Origin of the sequence: Candidatus Equadaptatus faecalis (assembly GCA_018065065.1) — a bacterium.
Lineage (GTDB): Bacteria > Synergistota > Synergistia > Synergistales > Synergistaceae > Equadaptatus > Equadaptatus faecalis.
Genome location: JAGHTZ010000007.1, coordinates 41,537 through 52,554, shown reverse-complemented (window position 1 = coordinate 52,554; position 11,018 = coordinate 41,537). Strand labels below are relative to the sequence as shown.

The window sequence follows — 11,018 nt, the reverse complement described above, 5'->3', positions numbered from 1 at the left end:
GGTTAAAACTCGCGGCTTGGGACTTCCCAAGCCATTTTATAGTGATTGTCCGTTATTCTTTCTTCGCATCGAGCAAATTTCAGCACAATCAACTGTCATTGTTTGAGACTAAAATATACGTTCACAACATCGCGCTTTTATAATAGCACGCCACGGTGTTACAGTCTTTTTTTGCGCAGTTTATCAAGATAGGTTTTCTTGAAATTTCGAGTATTGCCAAAAAAAATAAGCTCTGATTTTGTTAAACTGTTTGAGTTCGCTTTCTCGGCGAGCAATTCTATTGTACACACCAAATCGGCTACCTGTGACAGTGTGTATCGCAACGGTTCAATTTTACGAAATTCGACACAGCTGAACAGTGCAGCGAAAACTGAATAGATAATTTTATTGAGTTCAATTTGTCCGTGGTCATAATATACAATGATCTTGTCCGCAGATAAAAGCATATCATAGTTGGAACGTAACGTCCTCGCAATTAGGTTGGACAGCGTTGCTGACATATCAAAAGAATCCGCGCAATCAGTCTTTTTTAACTTAACACAAGAATAAGTCACATCTACTTTGCGCGTAAAATTACATATTGCATTAAAAAGCTTTTGGCGTATACCAAGCGGAATTTTTTTATAAACTGTTTCGCCTCTGATAATAGGACCCGTATGGATTGTATCTTTGCTGCTGATTGAACAAACATACTGTTTTAGCTGCTGAACACTGCAACTTATATCAGTTGTCTGAGAATGAAAAACCAGTGCAACGATGTAATATGGCGAGTGTTGTCTGTAAGAACCCCAATCTCCCGACTCGTCTATAAAAACGCTGATAACATTATCCTGCATCGTACACGCTCCGATTTATACATAAGCGGCGGGGAATACCCCCGCCATAGGTGGACCCAAGACCTCACGGTCAGCCCATTTCTAAAACTGTCTTAAGTATATACAATGAAACCGAAAAACGCAATAGAAATTATTCAGAGTTTGAGTAAAACGCTGTATTATGTTTTAACCTAAACAAATTTGCCCTATAATATCTGCGGCATACCCCTGCGCGGCGCGGGATGGAGCGAGGAACGACGAGAGGATATTCAAAAGATATGCGAGTTTTTTGGCTTAACGCCGGCGAGTGTCGTTCGTGAATTATATTGAAATCATCCCGCGCCGCGCAGGGGTACGTCATACACAATAAATATCTGCGTTCAGAACGCAATTACGCGCTATTAAATTATTTATTCGATATTCAAAACAGTAATAACAAATCCTATTCTATCTTTTCATTATTTTCCTCGCTATGTCGAGCAGTCCAAGTTTATCTAATGCAGTACGAATTGCAGATTTGCAGCGTGCTTTTATGTTCGGTTTCGTGTATTTTTCTATAATCGGTATCAACTGTATCTGATCGGCAAAGAAATCCCTGTAAAATTTTTCACTTTTAGGATTTAGCTCAACAGAATGGTTAAGCATTGATGCCAAAGCATTAACATCTTCGTCCAAATTTTTGTACGTTGTTTTATCCAAGATACTGTTTAACAATCTTTCTCCCCTCTCAGTATTAACAAACACAAGCGACAATCCTTTGTCATCGTCTATTTCGGGAACATACCTTTCCGCACCCCAAAAATCTCCGAGAGTAATATCTCCGGCTCTGTTGTTATGTTTTAACCGGCAAAAATAGCATGAAGGTCTTAAATACAAATTGCTGAGAAAGCCTTTCATAAACGGGTCATATCTGTGCTCGCACAGATACGCAACATTATTTTTGTATAAAAATAATGTTGCGAATCTCCTCCAGGATGAATCCTTCATCCTGAAGGAGATTCGCTTAGGTTCTCCCTTTTTGCTCATAAGCTCAACATATTTTTCCCATACAGCCGGTGAAGGTGTTCCGTGACAGACCAGTTCGACAAGATAGAGGTTGTCATATTCCTTCCGCAGGTATGCTTTCAGTCCGGCTGTCTGACAAGGAACGCCGGAGAACAATACAGGCTGTCCCTTTTTAAGTCTGCTTTTTGCTTCTTTGAACGTATCTCTCAAATCACTTTGAACGTATTTTGACCCTCTGAGCAAATTCAAATGTTCCTCGTTTTCCACACAAATATGTTCCACACCGAAATCTTTGTTAAAAGCAGCGCCGAAAACAGCTCCGCCCTTGTTCAAAACCTTCTCTGCAAGCAGAGGGAAAACCCCTCCGGAAGAACTGTTTTTGCGTATCTCATCATCTTTGGCAAAAGCTGCGTATGCTTTCTGCGTAGTAATTTGTTTATTGCCTATGCTTTCGCAAATCTTAACGCATAATCCACAAGAAATGCACTTGGAGTCATCAACAGACGGGTACGCAAAACCTTTTTCGTCAGGCTGCATAGCTATCGCTTCTGCCGGACAGGAAGAATAGCATGCGCCGCAGCCTGAACAGTGCGCTTTGTTTACTATCAGCTCTGTTATCATCTTATAATCCCTGCTTTCACCGCTATTTTCCTTATAAACGGCAGTACCAAATTCTTTTCAAAATCATTAAACGCAAAAAGCCATACAGAGGCAATATACACACAAACTAAAAGACACGCGCCGAGCAGAAAATGTGATATGCAGTAAGTATTGAAAAATTTAACAAGAACAATCCCTGCAAAAACAGGCGGGAACAGGGCGGGCAAGATATCCGCTATACCACGCCAAAAATAAACCACGTCAATTCTAATTCTGAAATGGTAATACCAGTTCATAATAAAACCGTTTGCCAATATCAGTGCCAAAGCAGTTCCAGCCGCTGCGCCGACTCCTCCGTACACTTTGCACAAGGGAATGCTTATAAGCAGATTTGCGCCTGCCATCAGCGTATACACAACCGAACGGAATTTATGCATATTTTTGGCGCGTTGTATTTCAATACCGAGATTCTGTACAAGCGGAATTGTTACCGGAACAATCAACAACAGCGTCATAAGATATGCTGTTGAATAATTTTTTCCTGCCCACATGACAATAAACGGATGTCCCAAAAATACAAAACAAATCAGTATCAGCGCAATTATGTAAAACTGCACACGCCCGACTTTCGTAAACAACTCCGTAAGTTCTCTGTTGTCATTCGTTGTCGAAACAATCATATTGACCTTCGGAACAAAAACATTTGACACAGCTGTTGAAAAACCATTGTACTGCTGGGCAATAAGTGCAGCAACGGAATAAATACCCACGGCTGCCGTACCGTGAAAAATCCCTATTAAATATGAATCTACGCTCCAGTTAACTCTGTCTACAATAAAATTCATAAAGATATAAGACGAAAATACAACAATTTCACTAAACAAACTCCAGTTTAGAGAGGTAAAAACAAACCGCATTTTTAATTTTTTTAGGCAGAACCAAGTCAAAACTAACATGGCAGAAATATGAACAAAAACCGCGACAACAGTCATTCCGATTGACGCGTATCCCATAAGCAGGAGAGGAATCGTGACAATCGGTTTTGCCGCCGTTTGGGCAATCTGTAAAAGCCGCTGAAACACGAAACATTCATGCACAGTAGCATAAGCGTTCACAAGTTCAGAGGGGAAACTCAAGGCAAGGTTCACAGACAAAAGGAAAACCATTATCCTCATTTTGCTCATTTCAATCAACGATAATTTGTGATTCATCACAAAACCCAAATTTAACGCAATAGTACACCCGGCAATAAACGCAATTAAAGCGATTGCCGAAAGTATCAGCAAAAACATTCCGTTTAATTTTGCAATGCCTGTCTCATCATTTTTAGCCTTTACAAGAGAATAAAATCTTATATAGCCTGACGACAAGCCAAAACCCAGCAACCCCAAATAGCTTATTATAGAAGATGAAAGACTGTAAAGCCCATATTCGCTCTGCCCCAAAAGCCTGAGCATAACAGGCGTGTAGGCAACAGCTACAAGCATATTCAAAGCGATGTTAACGTAGGAAAGCATTGCTCCCAACTTACGTTGTTTTGAAACGTCAATTGTGTTGATAAGTGCCTTTGTAGAAATACAATTCATGATCTTACCTTATCTTAAATTCTCCGCTAAAAATCTTTCGGACAATTCCCTGCGTTCCTTAAACTTTTGCGGAATTTCCGAATATTCTGCCTTCTTCTGCAACTCTATATATTCCATAGTTCTCTTCTTTTCAGAATCACAGAAACGCTCTGACAAACCAAACATTTCAAGCAAACTGTATATCCTCGAACTCATACCGCCGTATTCAAGCCGCTGAAATGCAAAGAACTGTCGCTGAAAAATGCACGAAAACACACAGGCATGAAAACTGTCGGTAAACACCATATCCGCGTTGCGTATAAGAGCAAGAAAATCTTCCGGTGAAGCATCGCACTCCTGATAATCGCCGAAATCAACGTCATTCAGACACACAGACCACAAACTTGTTCCGGTTGCATGTGGGATGCTAACTATTTTTAAGCCGTGCTGCTTTGCATACTTCTCCGCCAACAATCTCTGGTCATTGTCACTGCCAAGGAAATAACAGAACAGATACGGGAAATCATATTTTTTATCAGAACAAATTTCATCCCAGTCCTCTTTATCCAAAAGCAGTGTGGGGTCAACTGTCCATGCAACATTGCGCCCTAATTCCTTTGATAAAATTTCCTGAGTTGATTTTTCCCTCACGGAGATAGCTGTAAAATCTGCAAGATATTTCCTGAATATATTTTTTTCCCCGTCCGTCAAATCATCTTTGCCTATACTTGCCGCATATGACAGCTTAATTTTGGTAGACGGTACAAAATTCAAAAAGAATGGCAGACTTGACCAATTAAAATTCCAAACTTGATCACTACCTACAATAAATGCGTCATAGTCATCAACACAAGCAGGCAACGTGGTTTCACTATATATTCTCTGACTATGCGGAACAAAATTTTTGCGAAAATTAATATAATTTTCTTCTCTTTGCTGAAATTCCTTTTTGCATAACGCGCAAATTTTATGCGCCTTATCAGGGAACAATATATTTTTCAACCTCCAAAGTAAACTCAAACACTTATGCAACACACGTTTAAGAAATCTAAAGCGAATATTACTAACTGTGATTTTTTTTGATTGGCGAAAGTTGTAGGAAATTTGTTCTGCATTAATATTGTTTTTTTTCAAAAAAGCACACAAGGCATACGCTTGAAGCGTACCCCCGTAATTATTATTATTGAGAAAGAGCGTAACTATCGCTATTTTTTGCAAAACAATCACCTAATCACGTCATTGTCCCTTCGCACTTCTCGTGAAAATACAAAAAAATGGTTATCTTCTCAAATATATTTGGTTAATTATTTTATCTTATTATACAGCCAAATCAGCCAAAATAAATGTTGTTTAAGCGCAAAGTGGAGCAAAACAGCCTTTGCAGAGCCGGCAAATTTAGCATTGTCTATGGCGTCTTTATAAACTGGATTGACTATCTGTTGTTTTATGTCTGCCACTATACCAAAATATGGTTCTTTCCTATAAAACTGTGACACTATAACATAAAACAATTCATGAACGGTTTTTCTGTAAAGTTGGTTCTTAAAATCAAACTTTGATATATCAAGATTTTCTTCCAAATGTCTTTGAATAAGTTCAGGGCCATCCCACGGAAAAGCCTTTTTGTCTTTTGTCGTAGACTCAGGGTTTTGGCGGTAATAATACAGGCATTCGGGGATAATAAAAACCGAATTCGCATTGTAAATACATGGAATTGTGCATGCTCCGTCTTCGCCTATTTTGATTTTAGGATTTACTTGTAATTGCTGCTTAACATATACATTACGTTTATAAGCTTTCGACCATAAGCATGGAGTAAAGGTTGTTCCGTTGCTTTTTTGAATTAACTTGGGAAATATTTCTCTTTCAATATTTTTTCTTGAATAGAACCCCGCTCTGTCCGGCATAAAAGCAGCAATATTCTTATTTTCAAAAGCTTTGTAATGCCCGCAGCAGATTATATCTGCGTTATATTTCTCTGCTGTTTCGGCGAACTTCTCTATGTAATTTGACGCAACCCAATCATCACCATCGACTGGTACAATGTAGTCACCGGTTGCTATTTTAATACCAGCTAAACGAGCAGAAGTTTGCCCGCCGTTTGCTTTATGGATTACTTTGATTTTTGCGTCTTTCAGCGCATACTCGTCACACATTTGCGGACAGCGGTCGGGAGAGCCATCGTCAACGAGGATAATTTCAATATCCCTGTAAGTCTGACAGATTAGGCTATCTACACATTGTTCGAGATATTTTTCAACATTATAGATTGGTATTATTACGCTAAATTTCATACCCTTTCTCCATAATTAGAATATTATATATGGAACAACATCGCACCCATTAACAACGCTTAAAACCAGTAAATAATATATAGAAAGCAATGGAATGCATACCGCGTAAAAAATTTTTTTACAACAATATATTTCAGCAAGTTTAGGGATAAAGATAATAATATATATGAAATAGTATATCGAAAATCTGTTAGCAATAAAAAATCTCATTACAAAAATGTTTGTACATAGTGCTGCAATTACTAATGATGTCAATATATATAACTCATATCTTTTATGGTAATCACAAAATTTTAATTTTGATAAAGCATAGCAACCAAGAAATGCAACTGTAAATAGCGCAATCCAAATAATAAATGCAGCTTTAGGTGTATAACCCGCCATATATTTGCTGCTAATATATAACAAACTATACTTTTTCGGCAAAAATTTACAAAATGTATCCATAAGTGTTTGAAAACCTATAAATGCAGCCGCAAAACCTATAATAATCCACATAATATTTCTGTTTTTAGGCTCCGTATACATGAACCAAATTGCAGGCAGCATACATACAGCAGACATATGTAATATACAGGCTAAACCTACAACACACATATATTTGATTAACTTTTTTTCTACAAGATATCCGTAACCTAAGCACGCAACTGAGATGGCTGCGAATTGTCTCATGGCATTCATAGCTGAACACAACTGATATGTAGTAATAAACAAAAAAACGGACATAACGAAATCAACTGAGTTTTTTTGTATAAATTTTGCGAAGCAAAACATTGTGATAAATGCATATACGGCAAGCATCATTTGTGCATTTCCGCCTGTATCTGAAACTGCTTTGCAAATCATAAAAAAGGATTTTTCTGTTGTATGCCAGTTCAATATATCAGACCACGCAAAACTTGAAATCATATTAAACATACGTACATAAGTACCGGTATCTGTACCAACATTGTTGCCGCGCAAAGCAACAAGTAAAAACATCAAGAAACACATAAAATACAGATATAAATTGTTATGCTTGTTAGAATGTGGCGTACATAAAGGAACAAGCAAACTTATAACAGGCAGCAATAAATAAACCGTCATTTTATTTCACCCTGCTGTATAGCCAAATCAGCCACATAACACGACACTTCAACGCAAAATGCATTAATTTTGCTTTTGCTGAACCTGAAAATTTTGCTTTTTGTATTGCGCCCGAATAGACTTCTTTATCAAGCTGCTGTTTTATGTCGGACACTATACCAAAATATGGTTCTTTCCTGTAAAACTGCGACACAACAACAGAAAACAGTTCGTGCACAGTTTTTCTGTAAAGTTGTTCCTTAAAATCAAACTTTGATATATCAATAGTTCTTTCCAAATGCTTTTGAATAAGTTCAGGTCCATTCCACGGAAAGGCTTTTTTGTTTTTCGTCATTGCTTTAGGATTTTGGCGATAATAATACAAACATTCCGGAATAATAGAAAGCGAATTAGCATTGTAAATACACGGAATCGTACACGCTCCATCTTCGCCTATTTTAATTTTCGGATTTACTTTCATCTGCTGAGTAATATATAACTCTCGCTTAAATGCTTTACACCACAAATTGGGCGAAAAATATGTTGTATCAGCTTTTTGTATCAATTTTGGAAATATTTCCCGTTCAATGTCTTCTCTTGAATAAAAACCTGCTCTGTCCGGCATAAAAACTGCAAGATTTCTGTTATCTTCAAACGCCTTATAATAACCGCAGCAGATTATATCTGCATTATATTTCTCTGCCGCTTCAGCAAACTTCTCAACGTAATTTGAAACAACCCAGTCATCTCCGTCAACCGGTACAATGTAGTCACCGGTTGCTATTTCTGTTCCAGCTTGTCTTGCAGATACGAGCCCGCCGTTTGCTTTATGGATCACTTTGATTTTTGCGTCTTTCAGCGCATACTCGTCACACATTTGCGGACAGCGGTCGGGAGAGCCGTCGTCAACGAGGATAATTTCAATATCCCTGTAAGTCTGACAGATTAGGCTATCTACACATTGTTCGAGATATTTTTCAACATTATAGATTGGAACAATGATACTAAATTTCATATATTGCCCTCATTTTTGCGGTTACAGTTTCTAAAGAAAAAGGCTTTAAGTTTGCAAAATTTTCTTCCGTTGCAGATATCGGGCTGCAGCTTGAAATTTTGTCGGTTAGTTGCCGGATATTATTAAGGTCAAACAGATTTTCTTCTGTGACTAAATCAGTATTACCGCGGATTTTTGAACAAAGCACCGGCGTTTTGCTTGCAATTGCCTCCATAAGAGCCACCGATAATCCTTCACGCTTTGACGGAAATACAAACATATCCGCACTTTGATAAAGTTCTTTCACGTCTGTCCTAAAGCCCAGCAAATACAATTTTACGCCACGCTGCTTAGCCAAACTTTGCAAATAATCTTTTAACTCACCCTTACCGGCTATTGCGTAGTGCAGCTTTTGATCGTGCAGTTTTCCCAAAGCACGGATAACAATTTCATGATTTTTGTTTCTGTTTAATTCCCCAACAGATAAAATCAATTTATCCTCCGGCATTAAGTCAAGTTCAGCGCGTATGCGCTGTTTTTCTTCGTCGCTGATTTTATTTGAGAATTTCTCTAAATCAATTCCTACGCCCGGAACATATTCAGTTCTTTCAGCGTGCAGATGTTTTTTCGCAAATTCGTAATCTTCTTTGTTTATCGTTATCAGCACGTCCGTAAAGAAGCTGCATATCCATTCCGCGGGGAAATACAGCAGCCAGTTTATGAGCGGCGCTCCTTTGTAGAAATGAAATCCGTGCGCCGTGTATATTACCCTGCATTTTCCGTTTTTCCTGTATTTTCGCGCTGCAAGCCGTGTTAAAACACTGCCGACAGGAGTATGACAATGTATAATTTCAAATTTGTTGTCTGCAATAATCTTTTTTATTTTTGAATAAGCGGTCAGATTGTTAAGTTTGAACGGGTTTCTTTCAAACGGTACATCATACTGAACGTTGCAGTATGCAAGTTTCTTTTCAAAGTCTTTAAAATTGGTCGCAACACAGGTTTTATATCCATTTTCCTGAAACATTTTCAGGTACGGGATATGAAATGCATTGATATGCTGCGCGACGGTGGCTGTGAACAAAACTTTCATTTTGTTATATCTTTCTGCATTTTTACGCTCATATTCTTTTTTCCCGCATAGTTCAAGCCCTGACGCCCCATTTTGTTTCTTTCTTCGGGGATCAGGCTGCAGAGTGTCCGCAGTCTTCCAATTCCGGCGACGCTGTCGTCTGCCGGAAAGGCAAAGCCGCAGTCTGCCGCTTTGATAATTTCCGCCGCGCGGCTGAAGCTGTCCGCGTCTGCGGCGCAGAGCAAGGGTTTTGCGTATGACATCGCGCGGCAAAGCTGCGTTTCCGCGGCTGTTTTGTCCGGGCTGTTTATGTATGCAAAGAGTACGCTGCATTCCGATATTTTTTCTGCCTTTTCTGTCTGTTCAAAGGCTGTAAAGCAGATTTTTGGCGTTATGTGTTCTGCGGGGTATATTTCCTGAAATTTTTGCGCGAAGTTTTGAAATTGAGCGCTTTGTTTCGCGTTTTCGTTTGTTTCGCGCGGCAGAATGCAGCCTACGGTGATTTGTCCGCCGCGGCTTTCGTTTCGCGTTAATGACGAAGGGGAAGTCTTGCCGCCCGTTGTATCCGCTTCGTCTGTTTCGTAGCCGTTGGGGTTTTGTTTCTGCCAGTTCCAGGCGTCGCGGCACATGTCTTCAATGCCGTATTTTGCTTTCCAGCCGAGTTCTTTTTCCGCAAGGGCGGGGGAGCAGAGGCTGACTGCCACGTCGCCTGCGCGGCGCGGTTTTATCGTGTACGGTATTTTTATGCCGTTGACTTTTTCAAAGGCGGAGAGCAGTTGAAGCACCGAGGTGCCTTTTCCTGTTCCGAGGTTGTAGATTCGAAGCCCTGCGCCGTCGAGTTTTTCGAGCGCGGCAACGTGTCCGTCAGCAAGGTCTGTTACGTGTATGTAGTCGCGGATTCCGGTGCCGTCTTCCGTAGCGTAGTCATTGCCGAATATGCTGAGCTGTTTGAGTTTTCCGGCTGCGACCTGTGTTACGTAGGGCATGAGGTTGTTGGGTATTCCGTTGGGGTTTTCCCCGATAAGTCCGCTTTTGTGGGCGCCTATGGGGTTGAAGTAGCGCAGCAGCATAACATTCCACGCCTTGTCTGACGCATACAGGTCTGCAAGCAGCTGTTCCGTCATCCATTTTGTCCAGCCGTAGGGGTTCGTGCAGTTTTGTTTCGGCGTTTTTTCCGTGGAGGGGATTTCTTTTGCGTCGCCGTAGACGGTTGCGGAGGAGCTGAATATTATGTTTTTGCAGCCGGCTTTTGCCATCGCTTTTACAAGCGAGAGTGTGCCGCAGACGTTGTTTTCGTAGTAGTCAAGCGGTTTGCCGACAGATTCGCCAACGGCTTTAAGGCCTGCGAAGTGTATTGCGGCGTGTATTTTGTTTTCCCTGAAGATTTTGTCCAGCAGATTTTTGTCACGTACGTCGCCGAATATGAATTTTACGGCTTTGCCCGTGATTTTTTCCACGCGTGCAAGGGCTTTTTCCGAGGAGTTGCAGAGGTTGTCGAGCACAAGCGTTTCACAGCCGGCTTTTGCAAGCGATACGAGCGTGTGGCTGCCGATGTAACCGGCGCCGCCTGTTACGAGTATTTTTCTGCCGTTTCTGCCGCTCATTTCC

General features: G+C 40.2%; 9 protein-coding genes. All 9 read right to left on the bottom strand.

Translation table 11 applies throughout. The annotated features are described in order from the left end of the window. Positions 1-158: 158 nt before the first annotated feature. Positions 159-836, bottom strand: a complete 678-nt coding sequence (locus KBS54_00715) for a DUF3800 domain-containing protein (protein ID MBQ0054657.1) — start codon at positions 834-836, stop codon at positions 159-161. Positions 837-1,262: 426 nt separating this feature from the next. Beyond that, entirely contained in the window at positions 1,263-2,441 is a 1,179-nt protein-coding gene (locus KBS54_00710) for a Coenzyme F420 hydrogenase/dehydrogenase, beta subunit C-terminal domain (GenBank protein MBQ0054656.1), read from the bottom strand. Continuing rightward, the gene (locus KBS54_00705) at positions 2,438-4,006 is read right to left on the bottom strand and encodes an oligosaccharide flippase family protein (protein ID MBQ0054655.1); all 1,569 of its coding nucleotides are present in this window, start codon (positions 4,004-4,006) and stop codon (positions 2,438-2,440) included. The genes KBS54_00710 and KBS54_00705 overlap by 4 nt, the downstream gene beginning before the upstream one ends. 9 nt (positions 4,007-4,015) lie before the next feature. Next, positions 4,016-5,203, bottom strand: coding sequence for a polysaccharide pyruvyl transferase family protein (locus KBS54_00700; protein ID MBQ0054654.1), 1,188 nt, complete (start codon positions 5,201-5,203; stop codon positions 4,016-4,018). Between the two features lie 86 nt (positions 5,204-5,289). Continuing rightward, the gene (locus KBS54_00695) at positions 5,290-6,279 is read right to left on the bottom strand and encodes a glycosyltransferase family 2 protein (protein MBQ0054653.1); all 990 of its coding nucleotides are present in this window, start codon (positions 6,277-6,279) and stop codon (positions 5,290-5,292) included. Between the two features lie 15 nt (positions 6,280-6,294). Then, positions 6,295-7,365, bottom strand: a complete 1,071-nt coding sequence (locus tag KBS54_00690; protein ID MBQ0054652.1) for an EpsG family protein — start codon at positions 7,363-7,365, stop codon at positions 6,295-6,297. A 1-nt stretch (position 7,366) separates the two neighbouring features. After that, positions 7,367-8,359, bottom strand: coding sequence for a glycosyltransferase family 2 protein (locus KBS54_00685; protein MBQ0054651.1), 993 nt, complete (start codon positions 8,357-8,359; stop codon positions 7,367-7,369). Then, positions 8,349-9,365, bottom strand: a complete 1,017-nt coding sequence (locus tag KBS54_00680; protein ID MBQ0054650.1) for a glycosyltransferase — start codon at positions 9,363-9,365, stop codon at positions 8,349-8,351. Before KBS54_00680 ends, KBS54_00685 begins: the two co-directional genes overlap by 11 nt. Positions 9,366-9,427: 62 nt before the next feature. Then, positions 9,428-11,014 carry a UDP-glucose 4-epimerase GalE gene (gene galE / locus KBS54_00675; protein ID MBQ0054649.1) on the bottom strand — a complete coding sequence of 529 codons (1,587 nt, stop codon included), beginning with the start codon at positions 11,012-11,014 and terminating at the stop codon, positions 9,428-9,430. Positions 11,015-11,018: the final 4 nt, after the last annotated feature.

What these genes read in the sequence shown, in the direction of transcription:
- KBS54_00715 (MBQ0054657.1), bottom strand. Translation starts at nt 836, where the DNA reads ATGCAGGATAATGTTATCAGCGTTTTTATAGACGAGTCGGGAGATTGG.
- KBS54_00710 (MBQ0054656.1), bottom strand. Translation starts at nt 2,441, where the DNA reads ATGATAACAGAGCTGATAGTAAACAAAGCGCACTGTTCAGGCTGCGGC.
- KBS54_00705 (MBQ0054655.1), bottom strand. Translation starts at nt 4,006, where the DNA reads ATGAATTGTATTTCTACAAAGGCACTTATCAACACAATTGACGTTTCA.
- KBS54_00695 (MBQ0054653.1), bottom strand. Translation starts at nt 6,279, where the DNA reads ATGAAATTTAGCGTAATAATACCAATCTATAATGTTGAAAAATATCTC.
- KBS54_00690 (MBQ0054652.1), bottom strand. Translation starts at nt 7,365, where the DNA reads ATGACGGTTTATTTATTGCTGCCTGTTATAAGTTTGCTTGTTCCTTTA.
- KBS54_00685 (MBQ0054651.1), bottom strand. Translation starts at nt 8,359, where the DNA reads ATGAAATTTAGTATCATTGTTCCAATCTATAATGTTGAAAAATATCTC.
- KBS54_00680 (MBQ0054650.1), bottom strand. Translation starts at nt 9,365, where the DNA reads ATGTTTCAGGAAAATGGATATAAAACCTGTGTTGCGACCAATTTTAAA.
- galE (MBQ0054649.1), bottom strand. Translation starts at nt 11,014, where the DNA reads ATGAGCGGCAGAAACGGCAGAAAAATACTCGTAACAGGCGGCGCCGGT.